The sequence below is a fragment of the Enterococcus sp. DIV0183 genome (genome assembly GCF_050541505.1).
In the GTDB taxonomy this organism is placed as follows: Bacteria; Bacillota; Bacilli; order Lactobacillales; family Enterococcaceae; genus Enterococcus; species Enterococcus faecalis.
The window spans coordinates 1,199,565-1,223,185 of the sequence record NZ_CP172932.1 but is presented as its reverse complement, the minus strand read 5'-3'; the positions used below and the strand labels follow the sequence as shown (position 1 = coordinate 1,223,185).

The following is a 23,621-nucleotide window of genomic DNA, read 5'->3' as shown; positions in this document are numbered from 1 at the left end:
GACTCACCTCCTACAGTCCTTCATAGCAATCATTTTGTAAATGTTGAATTAATTGATAAATTTTCTCTTCTGTTAGTTGACTAAAAACGGTGTCCTTAATTTTAATTACTGGACCTAAATCACAAGCCCCGATACAAGGAATACTGTGATACATAAATAAGCCATCTGGTGTCGGCTGATTCTCTGGCACTTCTAAAATGGTTTCTAAAACTTCGGCAACCATCGCCCCACCAGTATAATGACACGGTGTGCTGTTACAAATCTTCAAGACATACTTCGCTTGCGGTTCCGTCTTTAAAATGGCATAAAAACTGACGATTTCATAGACTCGCGCTTCCGTTAAATGTAGATGCTCTGCAACTAATTGAGCTGTCTCCTGATCGATATACCCTTCTTCTGAAGCAAATTGTAATTCAATTAAAATATTTAAAATTCGTTGTGGATCAGCATCGTTTTCTAGAATAATCGCTTCTTTTTCAATTAAGCTTAATGCACACATTCCTTTTTATTCCCCCTTTTTAGTGAAACTTGAAGTTGTTCTCCTTGATAATAGATACGCAATTCTTTTGGTATTTCAGCAGATAGTAAACAAAAATCGGCTTTATCTATAACTTTTTTTGCTGATTCTTTTTGGCGATTCTGGTTATTCATCATAAGAAATAGTCCTGGCTGCACAACATTACGTAATGAATTTGATTCACAAATGATTAATGCTTGGGCCGGCACAGCTTTCAGAAATTGCTGAATGGCTTCCGCCAAATTTTCTTGAAAAACCTTCAATAGAAAAACTTTTTGACAGCCTGCAGCTAATAATTTCATGGTATCTTTATTGCCAATCGTCTCTTGCTCTTCTACTAATTCATAACCAGCTGTAATACTGGTACAAATTCCGCATCCTTTTGTGCCTCGTTGACACACCCCTCGTTGACCACTAATCGTAATAATCTTCAAGCCATAAATTGGATAGACTTCTTGGTACTGTTTAATAAGAGCTTCGGCTAATGTCGTTTTGCCACTATTCCGACCAGTAGAACCAATTTGAATCATGTTTGGTATCTCAATTGCCATAGAGCTCCTCCGTCTGAATCGTTTTCTCAACTCTTGGTTTGACAGTTGCTGGTTTTGTCATAAAGATCAATGGTACGGCCATAAAAAGACTGCCCCCTACTGCATTGCCTAAAAATACCCATAATGTATTCTGCAAATAATCCCACCAACTGATTGTGGTACTTTGTGAAAAAATTGCCGCTGGAATAATAAACGCATTGGCGACCACGTGTTGAAACCCACAAACAACGAAAACCATGACAGGAAACCATAAGCCAAACATTTTACCTAAATATGATTTTGCCAACGCTCCGAGATAAACCGCTAAACAAACAAAAATATTACAGCCAATCCCTGAAACAAAAGCAACTAGCGGTGGATCAGCAATTTTCGCCTGAGCAACTGCGACTGTTTTATCCAGAAACGCACCTTCAGTTAACCCAACAATATGGCCAAATAAATACGCCACAAGAAATCCGCCTAGACAATTGGTCAATAAAACAACTATCCAGTTATAACAAAGAGCGCCCACTCGAACCTTTTTCTGTAATACGCCTAATGTCATTACCATCATATTGCCTGTTGCTAACTCACCACCAACAAAAGTAAGCGCTATCAATCCAACTGGAAATAAAGCTCCACCCAGAAAGTTGTTAAAACTTCCCCATTCTGTGGGGGCAGTTCCAGTGATACGAATAAACGCCAAGTAACCCAGTGCAATACAAAAACCAGCCATGATGCCTAAAATACAGAGTCGAACAAACGATAATTTACCTTTCATTTCTGCCTTATCACCTAAGCTTGCAACTATTTCTTCACTACTGAAAAAATCCATTACGATTCCTCCTTTTTATCGATACCACTGAGACAATTCTTCTTTTCGATTGACATTTTTAAGTTGATTCTCTTTTGATAGTTGCACCGTTTTTACAGATAGACGCTCAAATTCTTGGCGAACCTGATAGTTATTTTGCGCAAGCTGTTTTTGAAATGTTGGTAAACAAGAACATCGATAAAAGCCAAATAATGGTTCTTGACGACCTTCAAAGTCAAAGATTGTTACTTGATTTTGTCCACGCTTAGAGGCTAACTGATACACAAGTTTAGGAGAAAAAGTTGGTATATCACAGGCAATTACAAACACTTCAGCTTTCTGAGTATAGTTCATTGCTGTCACAATCCCACCTAATGGCCCCTTTCCAAGATACATATCTTGAATGATTGTGCATTTTCTAAACGCCTTAGGAAATTTTTGACTATCATTCGTTACTAAAATAACCTCTTCGAACAGTTCCATTAACTTTTCAGCTGTTTGCAAGATCACGTATTGGCCTTGAATTTTCAATAATGCTTTATCAAATCCCATCCGTGAACTTTTCCCGCCGCATAACAGCACTGCTGTACAATCAGCAATAATTTTCGCCACCCCTTTACCATAATTTTTATTAGTTCAAAAAAATATTTTTTAGTCATGTATTAAGTCTATTATAAGACATCCCTCGTACAAGTCAATTCCTTTTAAAAAAAAAGAACGAGAAAAAGAGTCGCTCTTTTTCTCGTTCTATCTTATTCATCTGTTTGACGTTTTATTTCTTCAATCTCAATGCGTAATGATTTTCGTTTCTCAATGGCGACATAAACCAAGCCAATCAAAAAGGGTAACACAAAGCTACCAAATCGATACAGTAAAACAGATGCTACAGCATCAACATTGCCGACCAATGGTTTAAACAACAATAAGTAAACAAATTCAAATGGACCAATGCCAGCAGGTGTCGGAATAACTCCTGAAAGAATAACAGCAAAACTGGTAAAGGACATCACTAATAATAAATCAATATTCGGGTGATTTTCTACTAAAACAATGTAAGGAATAATGTACCAAAATAATAATTTAAATACATTCCATGAAAAGATTCGAAGCAACGCTGAGCGATCTTGTGTAATTGTTTGGACAGCTGCACGCAAGGAATAGATTTGTAAATTACAATTATCCACCCAATCTCTTAGTTTTGGTCGTTTAAACCAACGATTGGCAAACTTAACCAATAAAACTTGCAACTTTAAGCTACTAGATAAAATAAGTAATGCTGCAATTATTACTAATGTTAAAATAACACCTGCTAAAATGAACGGAATCATCTTAGGCGCATTTTCATAAAACAGGGAAAATTGAATAATCAAACCAATAATTGCTAAAAAAATCACGGCTGCTTTGTACATAATCATATGTAATGCCGTTATCCCCACACTTTTAGAAACAGGAATTCCCTTTTTCTTATAAAAATAAATTTCTGAAAGCAAGGTTCCCGTGCCAAATGAAATAATCCGATAAAATGCTACATAACAAGAAGTAAAAAAACCATCCACTGTTGTAAAGTCTTTGTTAAAATAACGAGCTATTTCCTTGATTGAGCGCCCTTCTGCAAATTGATAAACTACTCCAAAAAAAATAACAGCAATCAGCACCAGCCAACTCGTTTCCATCAGTTGAGCAAAAATATCACTTAATGAATTATCCATGACATAAAAGATTACGCCTAAAACGATAATCATTAACAACATATTTAAGCCAATTTTTACTTTTCCTTTCATCGCTTCTCCTTTTTTGTTCTTACTTAAACGTTAGATAGATGCAACTAATCATCGCGATTACGCCAATTGAATAACACAATGCAAAAACTGGTTTTTGGGTTTTATGATGAAATTTCTTTTGTCCCATTAGCCCACCTAGACCGCCACCGACAAGTCCTATCGTCAATAAGCGGCGTTCTGGAATACGCCAGTCCCCACGTTTTGCTTGTTTTTTATCATAACCCATCATACTAAACAATACTAAATTAATGACGAGGAAATAAATGATTACTATCCACTGAAGCATTCTTTCTGGCCTCCTAACTAGTTACTGTACTAGGATACCTTGTTCTGATTCTAATTGCAAAAAATTTTTCAATGACTCATGAAACTACAACAGGAAAGTAAGTTCTCGGTTGCCCGTTTTCTTACTTTCCTATTGAGTGTCTCATTTATTTTGCATTTAATTCAGCAATTTTAATAATCACATTGGTCGCTTTTTCCATGGCTTGTAATGAAACAAATTCAAAACGGCCATGCATATTTTCGCCACCAGCAAAGATATTTGGTGTGGGAATCCCTAAATAAGAAATTTTTGAGCCATCCGTTCCACCGCGAACAGGTTCAATAATTGGTTGAATTGACAATTCTTCCATTGCTTGTTTAGCAATTTCGACAATGGACATATCTTTTTCAATCACTTCTCGCATATTATAGTATTGATCAAATAAATCAACTTTGATTCGTTCTTCATCAAATGGTGCATTCAATGTTTGCTGAATTTCTTTAATTTTAGCTTTACGTGCTTCAAAAATCTCGCGATTGTGATCGCGAATAATATACGTCATTGTAGCTTCTTCTGGCGTTCCAGCAAACGCTGCTAAATGATAAAAGCCTTCTTCACCTGCTGTTTTTTCTGGAACTTCGTCAGCAGGTAAGGCATTATGGAAATCAATTCCTAATTGTAACGCATTAATCATTGTATTTTTGGCTGTTCCTGGATGAACGTTTTTCCCTTGAATTGTAATTTCTGCTTGCGCCGCATTAAACGTTTCAAATTGTAATTCACCTACTGGTCCGCCATCCATTGTATAAGCAAAATCCACGTTAAATTGAGCGACATCAAATTTGTCGGCACCTACACCAATTTCTTCGTCAGGACCGAAAGCCACACGAATGGTGCCATGTTTAATTTCTGGGTGATTAATTAAATATTCCATGGCTGTCATTATTTCCGCAATACCTGATTTATCATCAGCCCCTAATAAAGTGGTACCATCTGTTGTGATAAGTGTTTCACCACGATAATTTTTTAAGTTAGGAAAGTCTTTCGTATTTAAAGTGAATTTGCCTTCTTTATCTAAAGGAATCGTTGATTCTCCGTCATAGTTCTCAACAATTTGCGGAGAAACATTCACTGCATTAAAATCAGCGGTATCCATATGGGCAATAAAGCCGATTGAACGAACGTCTTTCTCCACGTTACTAGGTAACGTAGCAATCACAAAACCATTTGTTTCGTTATAAATAACATCGCTCATTCCTAATTCTTCTAATTCTTTTTTTAAGGTTTGTGCAAAGGCTACTTGTGTTTGTGTTGATGGTGTCGTTGTGCTTGTTGCATCTGAGCGTGTTTCTGTTTTCACATAGCGTAAAAAACGAGGTAATAAATTTTCATACATAAAAGAACACTCCTTTAATCTTCATTTTTTATTTAAAACGAAATGGGTTGGTATTCGCTTCTGATTCAAAAATGGATACAGCCCACTCATTTTCTTGTTTCCATTGATTCATTAATTCCACAAGTTTTGGCTTACAAAGCGCTTCAATGTAATGACCAGGATCGATAACTGGTAAATCTTCAGCAATCATGTCATGTGCCGTATGATAATACACATCACCAGTAATATAGACATCGGCTTGTTTACGTAATGCATCATGATAGAACTTTTCACCACTTCCACCACAAATGGCTACCCGTTGAATCATTTTAGTATCATCTTTTGCAATGACCCGCAAGCCGTCCAATTGGAAAGCTTCCTTGACTTGCTGTACAAAATCAGAGAGCCTCACAGGCTTGTCTAATACTCCAACCCGACCTAAACCAAATTCTTTTGATTGATTTTCAATGGTATAAACATCATACGCCGGTTCTTCATAAGGATGCGCCTGTAACATAGCTGAAAGAACTTGTTCTTGCTTAGTTTCGGGGAAAATCACTTCGATTTTTGCTTCTTGGACGACACTTTCTTGACCAATTTCGCCAATCGTGGGATTTGCTCCTTGTGTTGGTGTAAAACGTCCTGTTCCAATTAAAGAGTAACTTGTTTTAGAATAATCACCTTGAGATCCGGCGCCAGCTAGACCTAAAGCTTCTCTCATTTGCGGAGCTTCATCAATTGGCACAAAAACGGCTAATTTTTTATAAGGAACAGTATGTGTTTTAGTTAAAAAGGTGGTCTGTTTAATTCCCAATAATTCACAAAACCAATCATTTAGCCCATTGTCAATAATATCCATGTTAGTATGCGCTGCGTAAACAGCAATATCGTGTTTTAATAAATCAGCGTACATTTTTTCTTGAAAATTATCTGTGGTTAATCGCTTAACTGGGCGGAAAATAGGTGGGTGTTTCGCAATAATTAAATCAACCTGCTTCTCAATTGCTTCTGCAACGACCTCAGGACGAACATCTAAGGTAACCATCACATTTTCAATTGGTTTATCTAATGTACCAATGTGCAAGCCCACAGGATCTCCCGTTTCTGCTAACCATTCGGGACAATAGTCATTGAAGCGTCGAATCAATGTCTTACCGTTCACAGCCATTGGCCAGTACCTCCTCAATTAATTGTTGGTCTTGCTGTAGTTTCGCTTGCTTTTCAATATGTTCTCCACTTGCTTTTGCTAGTTGTGCAAGAACAGTTTTGCGCTGTTTTAATTCTCGTTGCCATTTTTTAGTAAAAACCGGTCCTTGTTTTTTAATTAAAACTGGCCCAAATAGTAATTCTTGGTCCGTATAAGAAACGGATTGCTCTGTTTTTTCGGCTACGATAATTTCATACAATTTACGGTTTTCTTCCACGATTGTTTCATCAATAATACTGTAGTCATTTGCCATTAACCAGCGGCGTAAAGTTGGTTCACCAATATTCGGTTGTAAAACAAGGCGTTCCTTCCCTGTTAAACGATTTTTTTTGCGTCCAGCTTCTAAAATATCTCGGATTAATGTGCCGCCCATTCCACAAATACTAATGACGTCTATTTGATCTTCAGGTTCAATTGCATCTAGCCCGTTCGCTAAACGTACGATAATTTTATCCGTCAAATTGGATTTACTGACTTGGGTTTTGGCAGATTGATAGGGGCCTTCCACCACTTCCCCAGCCACAGCAAAAGACAGTTTATTTTCTAACATTAAAGCAACTGGTAAATAAGCATGGTCTGAACCAATGTCTGCTAAGCGACTTCCTCTAGGGATTAAATCACCAACCGTTGCGAGACGTTTTGATAATTGATTTTCATTCATATTTTTGATTCCTCCGTTGCTTATTATACCATTGTCAATTGAAGATGAAAACTTACACATTCGTGCAATCTACTGTTTCCTCTCCTTAATCATTTAAAAAAAAGAACCCCCTTCAAAATCAATTTCATAACTTTGAAGAGGGCTGTCATTATTGCTATAAAGAGCATTCTCCTTATATTAATAATAGGGAAAACATTTTTAATTAGGCATTTGCCAACCAGTTTTCAACTTCTGCTAAGGCATCCGCAATCCCTGCTGGATTTTTCCCACCAGCTTGAGCCATATCAGGACGACCACCGCCGCCACCGCCAACTTTTGGCGCAATTGCTTTGATTAAGTCACCGGCTTTTAAGCCTTTTCCGTTCATGTCTTTTGTCATAGCCGCTAACAAGCTTACTTTTTCATCTTGTGCAGTTGCTAGAACTAGTACATCAGACAATTCTTTTTGTTTCCATTGGTCAGCCAATTGGCGTAATTGATTCATGTCTTTAACATTGACTTGAGCGGCAATATAACGAACACCATTGATGTCTTTGACATCTTTAAAAATGTCACCAGCTTGTTGGTTCGCTAATTTGCCTGCCAATTGTTCGTTTTCTTTTTGTAGATCACGTAATTGTTGTTGCAATTGCTCTGTTTTCGTAACCACTTCTTTTAATTGAGGTGATTTAACTAATGTAGCAATCTCTTTCAATTGACGTTCTTCTTCTTGTAAAAGTTGATACGCTTCTTTACTCGTCACTGCTTCAATACGGCGTACTCCTGCACCAATTCCAGATTCAGAAACAATTTTGAAAATCCCGATATCTTCTGTATTAGCAACGTGTGTTCCACCACATAATTCGATAGAGTAATCCCCAATATTAACTACACGGACTTCTTTGCCATATTTTTCGCCAAATAACGCCATTGCGCCCATGTTTTTCGCTGTATCAATATCTGTTTCAATTGTGACAACAGGAATAGCTTCCCAGATTTTTTCGTTAACGATGGCTTCCATCCGCGCTAGTTCTTCTGATGTAACTTGCCCAAAATGAGTAAAGTCAAAACGTAGATGTCCTGGTGCAACTAATGAGCCTGCTTGGTTGGCATGCTCCCCTAACACATCTTTTAAAGCACGATGCAATAAATGGGTTGCCGTATGATTTTTCAAAATACGTGTCCGCATCCGTTCGTCCACTTGCAATTGATAAATTTGACCTTCTGCTAATGGCGCCAAAACTTCTACTTTGTGTAAAAATTGACCGTTTGGTGCTTTTTTCACATCCACCACGTTGGCAACGACTTCCCCTGCGGTATTTTTTACATAGCCGCGGTCAGCAATTTGTCCACCCATTTCAGCATAAAATGGTGTTTCAGCAAAAATTAATTCGGCTGTTCCTGCAGATGCTTCATTTACTAGTGCGTCACCTTGAATAATAACAAATAATTCACTATCATGTGTTAATTCTGTATAGCCAACAAATTTACTTTCTACTTTAATATCTGTTAATAAAGCAGATTGAACACCCATTGAAGTTTCTTTACTGCGGGCAGAACGAGCACGTTCACGCTGTGCTTCCATTTCTGTTTCAAACCCAGCATGGTCGACTTTCAAGCCTTCATCTTCTGCAACTTCTTCCGTTAATTCTACGGGGAAGCCAAAAGTATCATAAAGTTTGAAGATAATTTTTCCATCTAATGTATCGCCTTTTGCATCTTTAACTTCTTTAATAACCTCATTTAACATGCTTAAACCTTCATTGATGGTTTCATGGAAACGTTCTTCCTCTGTCCGAACCACTTTTTCGATGAAGTCTTTTTGTTGTAATACTTCTGGATAGTAGCTTACCATGATTTCGCCAACAACAGGCACTAATTTGTATAAAAAGGCTTCATTAATGCCTAATTTTTTCCCGTGCATTACCGCACGACGTAATAAACGACGTAACACATAGCCACGACCTTCATTTGAAGGAAGCGCACCATCACCAATTGCAAAGGATAAAGCACGAATATGGTCAGCAATCACTTTAAAGGAAACATCCGTTTGTGGTGCATCTCCATATTTCACGTTAGTTCCTAAAGCTTCTACCGCATGAATGATTGGCATAAATAAATCAGTTTCAAAATTTGTTGGTGCATCTTGAATGATAGATACAACACGTTCCAAGCCCATGCCCGTATCAATGTTTTTATGTGGTAATGGTTCGTACGTATCTTCTGGTGTATGGTTAAATTCAGAGAACACTAAGTTCCAAATTTCTAAATAGCGTTCATTTTCGCCACCAGGATAATTTTCTGGATCATCTTCTGGAATATCTAAAAATTCTTCGCCGCGATCATAAAAGATTTCCGTATCCGGACCACTAGGACCAGCACCGATATCCCAGAAGTTATCTTCTACATCAATAATATGGTCTTCAGATAAACCAACTTCATCACGCCAAATGCGTTTTGCTTCTGTATCTTTCGGATAAACAGTCACATATAATTTTTCTGGGTCAAAAGCAAGCCATTCAGCACCAGTTAAAAATTCCCAGGCCCAGTGAATCGCTTCATTTTTAAAATAATCTCCAATTGAGAAGTTCCCTAACATTTCAAACATTGTATGATGACGAGCCGTTTTCCCAACATTCTCAATATCATTTGTACGAATAGATTTTTGAGCATTCGTAATTCTTGGATTTTCTGGCACAACAGAGCCATCAAAATATTTTTTCAAGGTTGCAACACCAGAGTTAATCCATAATAATGTCGGATCGTTTACTGGTACTAAAGAAGCACTTGGTTCTACTGAATGTCCTTTAGACTTAAAGAAGTCTAAATACATTTGACGAACTTGACTACTTGTTAATTCTTTCATTGATTTTCCTACTTTCTATTAATAATTAACTATTTATGTTTTGTACCCTCTTAAGCGGCAGACTGTGAACAAAAAAAACACCATTGCAGTCAAGGACGATTGCTCGCGGTACCACCTTGATTGCAATGATGTTGGATCATTACCTCTTAAGCTCTATAACGCAGAGTCGCGTTGATATTTCTATCAAGTCCATCTAAAGGGAGCAAGTAAATTTATCTGATGCCCTTCTCTCAGCAATGAACGGCTTTCTGTGATCAAAATAAGATTCCTCATATCCTTTAGCTTATAGTCAAAAGTATAAGAAAGATCTGCTAAAAAGTCAATTGTTTTCGTAGGAATCTTTCCTTACTGAGCTGTTTCAAATAACGTTTGCTCTAAATAAGGCAAAATTTGTTCATTTATTTGATACCCTTTTCCCCAAGAGGTTGTAATAATCTCTTCGTTCATACCTGCATCACTAAATTTTTGTTTCACTCGTTTACATACGAAAGACAGCTGCGATTTTGTAGAAGCATCTGGTTCTTTCTGCCAAAGCAAGCGACAAATTTGATCACGATCCAACCCTTCGTGGGCATGCTGATACAAGATTTTTAAAAAGCGTTGTTCGTTTTTTGTAAAGCGAATCTTTTTTACTTGGTCATCAAGTAGCTCGGCTGTGACTTCGGCAAAACTTTGATCGACAGTGTCAATTTTTTCACGAATATCTTCCAATGAATCTTTGAGGCCTAACCACCGGATAATACCTCTTTCCTGCCAAATCTCCGCTTCACGTTTATTACACATCGATTGTGAACGTCGATAAATCGGCTTCTCTAACGATGAAAGACTTCCTAATAATCTCAAGCAATCGTTCTGAGATAGTGTTTCGCTTAATACAATTGCATCAAAATAATTAAAAAAAGTTAACTCATGTTCTATAGTTTCTTCACAGCAGTTCGTACAAAAGACTTCATAATTTAAATGTTGTAATTGCTGCTGAAATGTTTGCTCAACTAAAATGTTCTTTGTTAATACCAAAATCCTTCTCATTTCTTCTTTCCTCCTAGAACTCTTTCTGCTACCAATAACTAAACGCACCAATCAAAATACGTTACCAAATCGCGTGTTTTCTCCATCGATTGGTTAATAAACACCTTTTTATCTTCATCTCTCTTCGCTCCTTTATTCTTTATTTTGGTGGTTATTTATATTATATTAGAAAATGATTTTTTTTGTGTGTAAAATTTTTTTATCCTCCGTAAAAAAAAATGAATTTCCTTTAATATCAACTAATAAAGCTGATTTTTTAACAAAAAAAGTGCCGAAACTTCCTACTTTTTGCTAAAACACGCCAAAAATTCTGTAATTTTATTATTTTTTTCTTGAGAAAACATCAAAATGTTGATGTTTAATACTAACATTTTGATGTTTTCGACAAAAATCTTTACAATTAATCGGTAATTTTCTCTACTTTTAACGATAACTACTTTTAAAAAAGAGTTATTTTAAAAGTGACTTAAATATTTATCATATAAAAAGTAAGGGACTAAAATCTTTACGATTCTAGTCCCTTACTTTTTATAATCTACAACGTTTTTAGTTAGAAGAATTCTTTTTTGCTTTTCTAGCAGAACGATCTTTTTGACGACGTTCAATTTTACGTTTTTTCTTATTGCTGTCTTCAATTGCCCAATTAATTTTTTTCTTGTATCCTGGTTTAATTTTTTTCTTTTTCTTTTTCACTAAACCAATTAACGTTGGGTCTAATTCTTCTCGAGATTTTTCTCGTTTTGTTCGACGGTTGCGATCATACGTCTCTACAATCTCACCATTTTTAATTTCTTTTGGTTTGAAAGAAACACCTAACTGCTCAATCTGAGTAATCGCTTCATCATCTGCTGGTGAATATAATGTTATGGCAGTCCCATTCAATCCATTACGTCCTGTGCGGCCAACCCGATGGATAAAGAAGTCCAATTCATGTGGAACTTCTGCATTGATGACATGTGAAACCCCTTCAATATCAATCCCACGTGCGGCTAAATCAGTAGCTACTACATATTGGTAGTCAAGATTTTGAACTTGACGCATCACACGTTTTCTTTCGCGTGGTGTAATGTCTCCATGAATTTTGGCAACTTTTAGGCCCTGATCTTTTAAGTAATCGGTGATTTCATCAACTCTTTGTTTAGTATTTGCAAAAACAATCGCTAAATAAGGATGCCCGATAGTCAATAATTGATAAATTATTTGATTGCTGTTTTTTCCTTTGGTGGAAATCAACCAATTGTCAATTGTTTCTGAAATAACTGCTTTTGGTTTGATATGTTCAATCACTGGATTTTCTAAATATTTTTTTAAAAATGGTCGTAATTTTTCTGGAATGGTTGCAGAAAAAACGAGCATTTGTAATTTTTCTGGCAAACGACCCGCAATTTGATCGACTTCTGCTAAAAAGCCCATATCTAATGTCATGTCTGCTTCATCGACAACAAAGGCAAAAGCCGTATGCACTTTCAAGGCTTGTTCATTCATCATATCTAAAATACGCCCTGGTGTACCAATCACCACATGAGGTTGCTGATGCTTTAATTTATTTAATTGACGTTGTTTATCTGTTCCGCCAACAAAATTTGACACTCGAATTTCTGGTTGACTGAAACGAGCCAGTTGCTGCGCTTCTTGATAAATTTGATTGGCTAATTCACGACTAGGCGCAGTAATCACAATTTGTACTTCGTCGATAGTTGGCTTAACTTTATCCATTAATGGAAGTAAAAAAGTATGCGTCTTTCCACTTCCTGTTTGCGATTGTCCAATGACACTTTTCCCTTTCTTAATGATTGGGATTAATTTTTCTTGGACTTCTGTTGGTTCTTCAAACCCTTTTTCTGCGAGTGCTTCGTTGATAAAAGGTTGAAATTGAAATTGTTTAAATGAAGGCACTTGCCTCACCTCTTCTCGTTAAATTCTTTATGCACTTTGGCATTATAACACAAAAACAACTTTTACTCACCTGCTGATTCCTTTGTTTTCGCAACTTCTAATGTACTGACTGTATAAGTATGGCTGGCTTTTTCATAAAACAAACGCCGTTTTTTACGAATCAAGGTTAACAAAACGTTGATCAAAAACAGTAAATATAAAATTAAACAGAACAAATACAGAAGCAGTGACACCATTTGCAACATCCGATTAGAAGAATTCAATAAATCAGTGGCATTGGCTAGATAAATACTAATTAAACCATACACAAAATACAAATAACCGTAGCGAACAAACAAGGCTTTTAAACGAATTTTTTCATGTCCTGTTTCAACCACCCGAATGCGAACAACTTTTTTCCCTAACGTTTGACCATTTGTCAGTTTCATCATGACGATAAAGACCGCAAACACCATGATAAAGAACCACATCCGATCTGAAAAAATCGGATAATTGGTTGCCCAATTTTTATAAGCTGGAATGAAATTTAGTCCAAAAACGAGCAGGCCTTGCACAAAGCCAATCACCAACCAATCAATCCCCCATGCAAAGAAACGTCTCAACAGGCTAACTGTCTGCCCTTTTTCATAAGAGGTGGCATCAATTTCTTCTCGTGTTGGCAATAAAAAGGTAAAGAGTGGCGTCAACCAATAACCGACCATGCCTCCGACGGTATTATTAATTAAATCATTGACATCCGCCAAGCGATACGAACGTGGATAAATAAAATAAAGGCCAGATAACTGTGTTAATTCAAAAAATAATGACAATAAAAAACTCGCAAGAACTGTTTTTAAAAATGAACATTTGAAATAATACCGTAAATACACACCAAAAGGTAAAACTAATAAAACATTAAACAGTGGTTCTAAAACGGCATGTTGTTTTAATGCTGGCAAATACGTACTAGGATCTTTGATCGAAAAAACAGTTTCGTTTAAAATCCCTGAAATAAAATGAAAAGGCCGCAGTTCCATTGTTGGTCCTGTGTATTGAGCCACTTCTGCTCGAGATGGCAACGGTAAAATTACCAAGAAATAGGCACATAATAAATAAAAAACAAATGAATACAAAATCATTGCTCGTGTCCAAACAAATGAACCATATTTGCGGTATTCATAGATTAATAATGCCCCAGAAATAAAAAATGCTAGAAACGGGAAAATAATGATTGCCCATTTAATTGGTTCGCTATATACTGCCATAAAAATCCCTCCAAGATAAACAATTTCAAGTATGAATGCCTCAATAACACTATACTTGTTTCTAAAAAAATGTACCAACAATAAATTTTATTTTGCAAATCCTCTCCTTTGCAGTATCATTAAGAAAAAGGAGGACGTTCTCATGTTACAGCCATATTTTGCGTTTGGAGTGCCGCTATTTTTACTTGTGCTCTACTTACTCTTTGCACTGATTCACCGTCAAACAACGATTCATTATTTACGGTTTATTTTGTTACTTATTTCAACATTTCTCATGGTTTTTAGTTTCCAAGTATTGCAAGAATCATGGACCATCAACCCTGAAACGTTAAAAGATGCCGCTTATTCTCCGCAATGGTTATGGATTCCTTTAGGTATCGGGTTAATCCTCACACTTTACAACGCTTGGCACGGCCTTCGTACAATGATAAAATACAAGACCGATAAACATTAGTAAGAGTCTAGGACGATGGTTGTGTCCTAGACTCTTACTGTCTCATCATTCAAATGAAATTTAATTTTTCTTAACAAACTCTGATTTTAACTTCATTGGACCAAAGCCATCTACCTTACAATCGATGTTATGATCACCTTCCACTAAACGAATGTTTTTCACTTTTGTGCCTTGTTTAATTGCGCCACTGGCACCTTTAACTTTCAAATCTTTGATTACAGTAACACTGTCACCATCCGCTAAAAGATTGCCATTTGAATCCTTAACTACTAAGCCTTCTTCTGCAACTTCTTCTGTTGGTGACCATTCATGACCGCATTCTGGACAAATAAATAATCCGCGATCTTCATAGGCATATGCCGACCCACATTCAGGGCAGTTTGGTAATTGCTCTGTCATTAACGTTCTCCTTTGTAAAAAATAATTCTTTTTCATTTTACCTTATTTTCTAGTGAATGAAAAGTAGTCCTAATGATTTATCAACGTCCGATAACTACTTTCTAATTACTTATTTATTTTTGCGCCCACTCTTGGCAAGCTGCTTGGATTTCTTGGTAAATCACTTCAATTTCAGCCGCATCACGTGCATTAGCGCCACTTGCCAAAGGATGGCCGCCGCCATGATGTTTTTTAGCAATTGTATTAATGATTGGCCCTTTGGAACGTAACCGAACGCGATAATAACCTTCCGGCTGTTCAACAAAGATTGCCCATGAGAGAACATCTTCAATTTTTCCTGGCATTGAAACAATGGCTGCCGTTTCAGAATCGACAATATCATAACTGTTTAAAATACTTTGTGGTAAAACGACACGAGCAGCGCCATTTGCGTCGATTTCTAAATTTTGATAAATATAACCCGCTAATTTAGCAACCTTTAAAGGCATTTGGTCTAACTCACGATTTAAGTCTGCTGCATTAAAGTTAAACGTACGCAATTGCGCAGCGACAGCGAGTGTATGCGCCGAAGTGGAAGGATAAAGAAAACGTCCTGTATCCCCCACAATCCCAGCATACAATAAACGAGCTGCATTATCTGTCATCGTTAATTCTGCTAAATGCTGTTGCCAAAAATCAACAATAATTTCACTACAACTACTTGCATTTGTATTCACCCAAACTAAATCTCCATAAGGTTCATCATTCGGATGATGATCGATTTTAATTAATTGATCGCCTAAAGAAAAACGCGCATCACTAATTCGTGGAGCATTTGCAGTATCTGTTACAATGACTAATGCACCTCGATAGACATCGTCAGTAATAACGTCCATTTCAGCTAAAAACTCTAAGCCTTCCACTGGTCCGCCTACTTGATAAATATTTTTTTCAGGAAAGCTCGCTCTTAAGAGTTCTGCTAACCCAACCTGTGAGCCAATTGCATCTGGATCCGGCCTTTGATGTCTATGAATAATAATTGTTTCATATTGTTTAATTGCTGCCATAATTTCTTTTACTACGTCCATTCTTTGTAGCCTCCTACGTTCTCTCCATCACTTGGCAAACAACAATTGCTTTTGCCACAATGACATTTTCTAAATAAACTTCAATATCTAATTTTGCAGAGCGACGACCAATTTCTAAAATCCGTGGACGAATGTCCAATTCACTTTCCAACTGGATTAGCCGCAAATAATGTAGATTCACTTGTTCAATTAGTACATTTCTTTTTTGATTCATCAACATTGTTCGTTGTGTCACGTTAGAAATAATTTCACTTAGGACACCGAACGAGATAGTACCAACACTGTTAACCATTTGGGGCGCAACCGAAAAACGAAAACGGGTTGTTTCTTTGCCATTTTCTTCAACAGGCATCACTTCCCCGGAAATTTGATCTGAAATTGTATCTGCAATTTGTGGTTGTCGTTGCACCAATTGCATAGCTTTCATCACATCTTGGCGAGAAACAATCCCAACAAGCGCTAAATCATCTTCCACCACCGGCATGACTTCTAGACCATCCCAAATCATTTGATGACTGACACTCGCTACACTCATCATCTTTTTCACAACATTGGGGTCCTTTGTCATGACTTTATCCACGGTTAAATGTTCACTTTTACCAATGACATCTTTGGCTGTGACAATCCCCACTAAACGTAATTTCTTATTTACTACTGGGAAACGAGAATGATGGGTACTTTCAGATAATGCCTGATAATCTGCAATCGTTTGAGTTGTCAACAAATAATTGGTTTTTTCAAGCGCTGTATAAATATCACTGACGAGTAAAATGTCTTTTTTAATCAGCTGATCACTTAAAGCACGGTTAATCATAGTAGCCACAGTAAATGTATCGTATGTGGTTCTCAAGACAGGCATACCCAGACGATCTGCTAACTGCGCAATCTCTTCAGATGTTTCAAATCCACCTGTAATTAAAACGGCTGCCCCATTTTCTAAAGCAAGCTTTTGCACACCTTGGCGGTTACCAACAATCATTAAGGATCCGGGAGTAATATATCGCGTCATCGCGGTTTCTGTCATCGCACCAATTACAAATTTATTAAGGACTTTGTCTAGACCAGAGCTACCGCCTAACACATCCCCTTCAATAATCCGGACCACTTCACCAAATGTTAATTTTTCAATATGTTTTTTTAACTTCCGCTCAATTCGTATCGTACCAACACGTTGAATGGTGGAAACAAGCCCAATATTTTCTGCATCTTTGATGGCCCGATACGCTGTTCCTTCACTAACACTTAAACTTTTGGCAATGCTTCGAACAGAGATTCGATCGCCAATTGGTAATTCTTCAATATGTTTTAAAATTTGATCATGTTTCGTCGCCATAATTTCCTCCTAAACTAGGATCGTCTCTCCTGGGTTTAATACTTTCCCGCCAACTACTTGCTCTACGAATATTGCTGGATTTTGTTGGATAACAGGAAAGGTATTGTAATGAATTGGAATGGTTATTTCGGGATTTAAGTAAGAGACTGCTTCTAGCGCATCCTCTGGTCCCATCGTATAATTATCGCCAATTGGTAAGAACGCTACATCAATGGATTTGTCTTTTGCAAAAAGGCGCATATCTGAAAACAACGCCGTATCACCAGCGTGATAAATTTTTTTATCTTCTGCTTCTAAAATAATCCCACTTGCTTCGCCCATGTAGGTCATTACGCCGTCTATTTCATAACCGGAACTATGCAAAGCTGGCACAAATTTAACCGAACCAAAAGGAAAGACATAACGCCCACCTAGATTCATTCCATGCGCTTTTACCCCTTGCGACTGTGCATACGTAGCCACTTCAGCTATCGCAATAATCGTTGCCTTGTTGGCTTGAGCAATTGCTAGCATATCGCCAATATGATCGCTGTGTCCGTGGGTGATTAAGATGTAATCAGGGTGTAAATCTTCAAGTGAAACGTCCGCTAAAGGGTTGCCATTAATAAAAGGATCAAATAAAAGGTTCGTGCCGTCGTTTAGACGAATTTCAATACATGAATGTCCATGTCCTATCAGTTCCATTTGTATTCCTCCTACGGTATTTTCTACACACTCTTATGATAATTAATCGTCAAATTCATTCTTAAAAGTAGTACAGTTTAGTACAGTTTACTTTCTTTATTGTAACAGAGAATTAGAAATATACAATCGCATTTGCTTATTTTCTTAGCTAGTAAAGAAACAGACGAGAAAAATCATGAATCTTTCTCGTCTGCTTCTTTTTACTTATTTGGTTTTACTTATTTGGTTGTTTTCCGAAAACGTAAAATCGTTAATATAAAGGCCGCCACACATAATAGAAAGGCGACAAAAAAGGTTTCACGCATTCCCACAATAAATATATCTGGGCGATTAGCCAGATACGTGGTTACTCGTTCACCATAGGCTTCGCTCATACCACGATATAAAATGGTCGTTGACAACGCAATCCCAATGACCATCCCTAAGTTTCTAGCAAAAGAATTCATACTTCCTGCTACACCTAAATCTTGCTTTTCAACACTGCTCATAACCATTGTATTGTTTGGAGACTGGAAAAGTGCATTTCCCAAGCCCATAATGGCTGTTGCAATCACATAATACCAGATAGGCGAATTCATATCTAAAAACATATACATTAACGACGTACAGCACAAGAGCAACAATCCGCCAAATGTTAAAATACCTGGGCCAATTTTATCCGTCAAATAGCCACTCAGAGGAGCCCCAACCACCATTAATAAAGGAAATACCATCATTAATAGACCAGCATAACTAGCACTTAGTTTGCGTGCATCCTGCAAATAAAATGGAATGACAACATTTACAAAAAAGTTTGAGGCAAAAATTAAAACGGCGGACAATAAACTTAAAGTAAAAATTTTGTTTTTAAAAATTGCGAACTTAATAAGTGGGCTTTTTCTTTTTCGTTCAACCATTATAAATAATCCTAATGCGATTACTGCAATAATGAACAATAAATAGGATTGTAACGAGCCAAACCCGCTCTCTTGTCCGAGGAAAATCCCGCCGAAGAACGTCATAATCGCAATGGCAATACAAGCAAATCCTGAAAAATCGATTTTTTCTTTTGTTTTTGTAATATCTTTTGGTAGAAACTTTTCGCCAATTAAAATTGTAACTAGCCCCACAGGAACATTAATCCAAAAAATATACGACCAAGAAAAGTTTGATAAGATCAATCCACCAATCCCAGGACCAGCAATCGCGCCTAAAGAGACAAAGGCACCTACTGCACCAAGCGCCCGCCCTCTTTCATTTAAAGGGAATACTTCCGTAATAATTCCTGAATTGGTCGCCATGGTCATGCTAGCACCAATACTTTGAACGACTCGCGCAAATAATAGAAAGCTCAGCGATTGATTAAAGCCACAAAGTAACGAACCAATCGTAAAAATAACCGTGCCAATTCGATAAACTTTTATTTTTCCAAAACTGTCGCCAATTTTTCCAAATAATAATAAACAAGCACAGACAACCATTAAATAAATAGATACGACCCATTCCGCTTGATTCATGGGTACGGACATTTCTTTTGAAATAGTCGGTAAAGCAATATTTACAATGCTGGAATCTAATGTAGACATGAAGGTAAACATAGCCACAGAAACTAAGATCCACCAACGATTTTTCTGCACTTCAGAATCCTCTTGGTAACTTTTAATTTTCTCCATTGATTCATCCCCTCTCGCTCCAAAACAGTTTACTTACTAATAATAACTCTATTTCTTCTTTTTTTCATCGGAAATTTTCTAAAAAATCACTCATGAGATGTTCACCTTCTTATTACACGCTCGCAATTGACAACCATTCGCTTTTACGCTAATTTAAAATTAGCAAACGGAAAACACAAGGAGGACTTGAAATGACCTTAATTTCTCGCATTAAACAATTAGCTCAGTCAAGGCAACTAACCCTCGCCCAATTAGAAAGAAACGTCGGCATTTCCAATGGACAAATTCGTCGTTGGGATACCTCTTCGCCTAAAGTAGAGAATCTTTTAAAAATAGCAGACTATTTTTCTGTCTCCTTGGACTATTTAATGGGCCGCACCCAACAAACAGAGATTAATCATCAGGCACCTATGACAAGCACACAAAAAGAGTTACATATTCACATTACTACGGAAGAGTTAACAGAAGAAGAAATTACTCAGTTAGAGGAAGAAGCAAATCGTTTCTTGCGGTTCCGTAAATTTGAAATGACAAATTCTTAAAGAACGTTCACTTCTCCTAGTCATTGATAGCAAAAACTAGAACCTAAACAAAAAAACCACCACGACCGTCGTCTGTGGTGGAAATGAAGGTTGTTATTTACTCTTGGTAGGAGTAAGTATGAAAAAACCAATTCGGGATAATTGGCATAACGTAAGTATAGTGGTTTGTGCCTTTTTTATCATGAGTTTCAGCTATATTTTTTATAAAACTTTTATTAGAACACCATTAACAGTCCTTTATTTAGATTATTTAAAGCGTTTTCTTTTATTGAACATATTGTTTTAAACATTCGATTTCCTGTGCTACACTTACTTTTAGAAGGGGGATTTTATTATGGCAAATCAAAAAAAAGATAGCTTATCAACATTATTTTCTGAAGAAGTTCATGGACCGTTTGTTACTTTCTTGTTTAACACCCATGTCGCTCATCAAAACGTAGAAAAAGATTCGCTTGTTTTGAAAAATTTTGCAAAAGCGGCAAAAACACGCTTTGAAAAAAAATTTCCTGAGGAAAAATGGGCTGTTTTCCAAGAAAAAATTGACGCACTTCTAGCTGATGCTTCCTTCTGGCGCAACGGCACAGCAAGTGTTTCAATCATCTTATCTCCAGAAAACACCTTTGTTCAACGATTAGATGTGCCCGTTGACGATCAATATTACGTGGACACGATCCCTTATTTACTTGGACTAGTCAAAGACAAACAATTTAACTACCATTATTACCTACTTGCTCTAAATCGCGATTCAATGAAACTTTACAAAGTCGATCATACGACTGTGACTCCTGTTGAATTGCCTAAAGACGCGCCAACAGACGTGGTCACAGCTTTAGGTGATGAATTAACGGGTGGTAATTTAAACTTTTCAACTCAAGGTAGTTCTAACGGTTCTAAAGAAGGTGTCGCTTATCATAGCATCAATACTAAAGATAAAGAAGTTGAAATTGATTGGGTGAACTACTATCAAGCAGTCGATACTTTCTTAAAAGATCAACTGGATAATCCTGAAAAATTACCGCTTTATCTTTATGCTTTACCAGAAAACCAAACACTCTTTAAAAAGATTGCTAAAAATCCTTATTATGATTGCTCAATTTCAGTTGCTGCTTCACCTGCACAAGCAACCATTCAAGATATCCGCAGCGCTAGTGAAAAAATAGCTGCAGAGTTAACAGAAAAAGAAACAGCTTCTTATAACAAATTACTAGATCGTAAATTCTTAGATCAATTTACAGATATTTCGCCAGCGGCAGCTGACGGCAAAATTTCCCATCTTTTTATTGCAACGTCACTCTTTGTTACTGAAAACAATGAAATGTCATCTGAAGAGTACGATCGCCGCAAACTTTTAAACACCATTGCTTACCAAGTCATTCAAAACGGCGGTCAAGTTTTTGTTTTAGACCAAAAAGCTGCACCAGATGAAAAGTCTTTAGCGGCTATCCTCCGTTATTAAAAACAGGCAAAAAGCCCATTGTAAGAAAGCGCCTTACAATGGGCTTTTTTTCTGAGACTTATTGAAACAGCACTATAACAGCCTTATCTTCACTTTCTAGTTTTTAAAAAACATCCGATAAAAAAGAAAATAAGGTTATCGCTATACAAAAACCAGTTAGTATGCTATAGTAATAGATGTAGTTTTTGTTCGGTAATATGGGTAGCTGTTTCAAATAAACATCTTCCACATTTTTCACCTTTCAAGTAATTGCAAAATATGAATGTGTTATAACACACATCTAGGAGGATATTTATTATGGAAACAGGTACAGTAAAATGGTTTAACTCAGACAAAGGCTTTGGCTTCATCACTGCAGAAAACGGAAACGATGTATTCGTACATTTCTCAGCTATCCAAGGTGACGGCTTCAAAACTTTAGAAGAAGGTCAAGCAGTAACTTTCGAAATCGAAGAAGGTCAACGTGGCCCTCAAGCAACTAACGTTACTAAAGCTTAATTAAACAATACTGACTCAAAAACCTGACGTTAATCGTCAGGTTTTTTTTATAAAAAAAAGAACAAGAAAACTTTCTGAAACTAAGTGCTTCCTCTATTTTTTTTGAAGAGTTTTCGTTATACTGAAGAGGAAAAATGTTTTAAAGGAGTTTATTTATGCAATTTTATGGTGATTTAACCTTTTTAGGTGTTTATTTATTGGGTCTCTTTTTCATTCCCTCGTGGCGGAAAAAGAAAAAAGAACACGATTGGTTGCCGTGGATGTTTGGCTGGACTGTCTTTATGTTCTTCTCATATGTTTTATATTTAGAAATCATTCGTGGCACAGCCTTCTTTTTAATTCCCATTGCTTTTTTTGGCTTGTTTGCGCTCTTCTACTTCAAAGAAAAAAGGCGTTTACTGAATGGAACATTATTTAATATTTTTCTTGTGGTTCTAGCGACTTATTTAGGGATTACTGCGATTCGTACAAACAACTACTTTCTAATCACCTTAGCAATTATTGCCCTGCTGGCAATTTTTATCGCTTTGGCTTTAGGACTCTATGCCTTAATTATTTTCCTCTATTGGAATGCGGTCGTTGTTATGAGAAAAGAAGGTCGGTCTCTAGGGAACTTGTTGACGTTGTTGCTGGCAATTGGCTTAACATTACTATTAATTTATAATTTCTTTTTTCAATCGTTGTTACCAACGTGGCTCTCCTTACCATTAACTATTGCGCCATTTATTTTGACTTATTTCGCGTTTGTTTTTTATAATTTTTTAACTGTTTCTACGTTGTATCAATTTAATCAGCCAAAATATACACAGGATTATATTGTTGTGTTAGGTTCGGGGTTAATCAATGGTGAGATTGTGCCGCCGTTATTGCAAGCCCGCATCAACAAAGCCATTCAATTTTACAAGGCTCAAAATCGCGCAACGTTAAACCCACCAAAAATCGTCATGTCTGGTGGCCAAGGCCCTGATGAATTACTTCCTGAAAGTGTCGCGATGAAAATGTATGCTTTGACACAAGGTATTCCTGATGATGATATTTTAGTAGAAGCTCATTCAAAAAACACACTAGAAAATATGCGTTTTTCCAAAGAAACAATGATTGAGGATTTTGGAAATGCTAATTTCCAAGCCATTTTTACTACAAACAATTATCACCTTTTCCGAGCGGGTCTTTTCGCTCGAATGGCTGGCTTAAAAGCTGATGGCATTGGTGCAAAAACCGCTTTTTATTTTTTACCTAACGCGTTTATTCGAGAGTTCATCGCCATTGTAGTGATGTACAAACGCCGCCATATTATTGTTTGCGGCCTAGCTGCCATCGGTATGGTTATGTTATTCTTAACAGGATTGATTATTCAGTAAAGAAGGAGTTT

Annotated in this window: 23 protein-coding genes; 5 read left to right on the top strand and 18 right to left on the bottom strand. The window is 36.8% G+C overall.

What is annotated here, in order from left to right; all coding sequences use genetic code 11:
* Positions 1-10: 10 nt before the first annotated feature.
* The 13 genes from IGK72_RS06090 to IGK72_RS06030 form a co-directional block, all read right to left on the bottom strand.
* A complete protein-coding gene (locus tag IGK72_RS06090) occupies positions 11-499 on the bottom strand; it encodes an NAD(P)H-dependent oxidoreductase subunit E (RefSeq protein ID WP_002357722.1) in 489 nt (162 codons plus the stop codon).
* Positions 487-1,068 (bottom strand): hypothetical protein, encoded by a 582-nt coding sequence (locus IGK72_RS06085; RefSeq protein WP_002357724.1) that lies wholly within the window; start codon positions 1,066-1,068, stop codon positions 487-489. The genes IGK72_RS06090 and IGK72_RS06085 overlap by 13 nt, the downstream gene beginning before the upstream one ends.
* Positions 1,058-1,882, bottom strand: coding sequence for a formate/nitrite transporter family protein (locus IGK72_RS06080; RefSeq protein ID WP_002357725.1), 825 nt, complete (start codon positions 1,880-1,882; stop codon positions 1,058-1,060). The genes IGK72_RS06085 and IGK72_RS06080 overlap by 11 nt, the downstream gene beginning before the upstream one ends.
* A 15-nt stretch (positions 1,883-1,897) precedes the next feature.
* On the bottom strand, positions 1,898-2,473 hold the full coding sequence (gene mobA / locus IGK72_RS06075; protein ID WP_002357726.1) for a molybdenum cofactor guanylyltransferase: 576 nt from the start codon (positions 2,471-2,473) through the stop codon (positions 1,898-1,900).
* 140 nt (positions 2,474-2,613) lie between these two features.
* The gene (locus IGK72_RS06070; RefSeq protein ID WP_002360426.1) at positions 2,614-3,642 is read right to left on the bottom strand and encodes a lysylphosphatidylglycerol synthase transmembrane domain-containing protein; all 1,029 of its coding nucleotides are present in this window, start codon (positions 3,640-3,642) and stop codon (positions 2,614-2,616) included.
* A gap of 19 nt (positions 3,643-3,661) precedes the next feature.
* The gene (locus IGK72_RS06065) at positions 3,662-3,928 is read right to left on the bottom strand and encodes a DUF1294 domain-containing protein (RefSeq protein WP_002357729.1); all 267 of its coding nucleotides are present in this window, start codon (positions 3,926-3,928) and stop codon (positions 3,662-3,664) included.
* A gap of 145 nt (positions 3,929-4,073) precedes the next feature.
* The gene (gene pepT, locus IGK72_RS06060) at positions 4,074-5,303 is read right to left on the bottom strand and encodes a peptidase T (RefSeq protein WP_002360428.1); all 1,230 of its coding nucleotides are present in this window, start codon (positions 5,301-5,303) and stop codon (positions 4,074-4,076) included.
* A 28-nt stretch (positions 5,304-5,331) separates the two neighbouring features.
* Positions 5,332-6,450: a Nif3-like dinuclear metal center hexameric protein gene (locus IGK72_RS06055; protein WP_023895294.1), complete on the bottom strand. Its 1,119-nt coding sequence runs from the start codon at positions 6,448-6,450 to the stop codon at positions 5,332-5,334.
* A complete protein-coding gene (locus tag IGK72_RS06050; RefSeq protein ID WP_002357733.1) occupies positions 6,434-7,150 on the bottom strand; it encodes a tRNA (adenine(22)-N(1))-methyltransferase in 717 nt (238 codons plus the stop codon). The genes IGK72_RS06055 and IGK72_RS06050 overlap by 17 nt, the downstream gene beginning before the upstream one ends.
* 202 nt (positions 7,151-7,352) lie before the next feature.
* The gene (gene alaS / locus IGK72_RS06045) at positions 7,353-9,995 is read right to left on the bottom strand and encodes an alanine--tRNA ligase (protein ID WP_002357736.1); all 2,643 of its coding nucleotides are present in this window, start codon (positions 9,993-9,995) and stop codon (positions 7,353-7,355) included.
* 345 nt (positions 9,996-10,340) lie between these two features.
* On the bottom strand, positions 10,341-11,024 hold the full coding sequence (locus IGK72_RS06040; RefSeq protein WP_002381934.1) for a helix-turn-helix domain-containing protein: 684 nt from the start codon (positions 11,022-11,024) through the stop codon (positions 10,341-10,343).
* A 546-nt stretch (positions 11,025-11,570) separates the two neighbouring features.
* Complete coding sequence (locus IGK72_RS06035) at positions 11,571-12,929, bottom strand: DEAD/DEAH box helicase (protein WP_002385937.1); 1,359 nt, start codon at positions 12,927-12,929, stop codon at positions 11,571-11,573.
* A gap of 53 nt (positions 12,930-12,982) precedes the next feature.
* The gene (locus IGK72_RS06030; RefSeq protein WP_010707619.1) at positions 12,983-14,164 is read right to left on the bottom strand and encodes a VanZ family protein; all 1,182 of its coding nucleotides are present in this window, start codon (positions 14,162-14,164) and stop codon (positions 12,983-12,985) included.
* A 55-nt stretch (positions 14,165-14,219) separates the two neighbouring features.
* Here IGK72_RS06030 and IGK72_RS06025 point away from each other — a divergent pair, with 55 nt between their 5' ends.
* A complete protein-coding gene (locus IGK72_RS06025) occupies positions 14,220-14,618 on the top strand; it encodes a hypothetical protein (protein WP_002382283.1) in 399 nt (132 codons plus the stop codon).
* Between the two features lie 60 nt (positions 14,619-14,678).
* Here the strand turns inward: IGK72_RS06025 and IGK72_RS06020 are convergent, their stop codons facing one another.
* From IGK72_RS06020 to IGK72_RS06000, 5 genes are all read right to left on the bottom strand, one after another.
* Positions 14,679-15,017: a zinc ribbon domain-containing protein YjdM gene (locus tag IGK72_RS06020; RefSeq protein WP_002357741.1), complete on the bottom strand. Its 339-nt coding sequence runs from the start codon at positions 15,015-15,017 to the stop codon at positions 14,679-14,681.
* A gap of 113 nt (positions 15,018-15,130) precedes the next feature.
* Entirely contained in the window at positions 15,131-16,084 is a 954-nt protein-coding gene (locus IGK72_RS06015) for a DHH family phosphoesterase (protein ID WP_002357742.1), read from the bottom strand.
* Between the two features lie 13 nt (positions 16,085-16,097).
* Positions 16,098-17,417 carry a DRTGG domain-containing protein gene (locus IGK72_RS06010; RefSeq protein WP_002357743.1) on the bottom strand — a complete coding sequence of 440 codons (1,320 nt, stop codon included), beginning with the start codon at positions 17,415-17,417 and terminating at the stop codon, positions 16,098-16,100.
* Between the two features lie 9 nt (positions 17,418-17,426).
* Entirely contained in the window at positions 17,427-18,101 is a 675-nt protein-coding gene (locus IGK72_RS06005) for a metal-dependent hydrolase (RefSeq protein ID WP_002361745.1), read from the bottom strand.
* A 218-nt stretch (positions 18,102-18,319) separates the two neighbouring features.
* Positions 18,320-19,753 carry an MFS transporter gene (locus tag IGK72_RS06000; RefSeq protein WP_002357746.1) on the bottom strand — a complete coding sequence of 478 codons (1,434 nt, stop codon included), beginning with the start codon at positions 19,751-19,753 and terminating at the stop codon, positions 18,320-18,322.
* A gap of 191 nt (positions 19,754-19,944) precedes the next feature.
* On the opposite strand from IGK72_RS06000, the gene IGK72_RS05995 reads away from it, so the two are divergent.
* The 4 genes from IGK72_RS05995 to IGK72_RS05980 all read left to right on the top strand — a co-directional run bounded on the left by IGK72_RS05995 (position 19,945) and on the right by IGK72_RS05980 (position 23,610).
* The gene (locus IGK72_RS05995) at positions 19,945-20,295 is read left to right on the top strand and encodes a helix-turn-helix domain-containing protein (protein WP_002365589.1); all 351 of its coding nucleotides are present in this window, start codon (positions 19,945-19,947) and stop codon (positions 20,293-20,295) included.
* A gap of 334 nt (positions 20,296-20,629) precedes the next feature.
* Complete coding sequence (locus IGK72_RS05990) at positions 20,630-21,751, top strand: hypothetical protein (protein ID WP_002357749.1); 1,122 nt, start codon at positions 20,630-20,632, stop codon at positions 21,749-21,751.
* Between the two features lie 297 nt (positions 21,752-22,048).
* Complete coding sequence (locus IGK72_RS05985) at positions 22,049-22,249, top strand: cold-shock protein (protein ID WP_002357750.1); 201 nt, start codon at positions 22,049-22,051, stop codon at positions 22,247-22,249.
* A 155-nt stretch (positions 22,250-22,404) separates the two neighbouring features.
* On the top strand, positions 22,405-23,610 hold the full coding sequence (locus IGK72_RS05980) for a YdcF family protein (protein WP_002382277.1): 1,206 nt from the start codon (positions 22,405-22,407) through the stop codon (positions 23,608-23,610).
* Positions 23,611-23,621: the final 11 nt, after the last annotated feature.